1 protein-coding gene is annotated in these 293 nt (G+C 42.0%); it reads right to left on the bottom strand.

Annotated features, from left to right (window positions below; translation table 11 throughout):
• Positions 1–293, bottom strand: a 293-nt coding sequence (locus ACNKXV_RS14350) for a gluconate 2-dehydrogenase subunit 3 family protein (RefSeq protein WP_417908389.1), incomplete at both ends; no start/stop codon positions are given.

Here is a 293-nt window from a genome sequence, read left to right as displayed (position 1 = left end):
ATCACGGTATTGGATCGCATGAGGCTATAGAACTTTTTCTCTTCTTCGATTTCAGAGTTTTTCTTTCCAAGGAGCACTTGCTCTCTTTCAGCCTGATTCAGGTCCAAAAAACCGGATTTATTCAAGCCTTTGAGTTGACTTTTAATCAAGTCCTGATCTTCTTTTTCATAGCATTTTTCAAAAAGCTTGATCAAAAATTGATCTGTACCCGTGCTCAGTGCGCCGATTGGTTTGGCCTCTGCTGAGGGCAAAATCGGAGGAAGTCCTTCCGGAATAAACGTATCAGCAATGGC

It is taken from the genome of Christiangramia aquimixticola (assembly GCF_048285835.1).
Taxonomy (GTDB): domain Bacteria; phylum Bacteroidota; class Bacteroidia; order Flavobacteriales; family Flavobacteriaceae; genus Christiangramia; species Christiangramia aquimixticola.
Note: the sequence above shows the minus strand (reverse complement) of the source record. Positions and strands in the feature narration are given on the sequence as shown.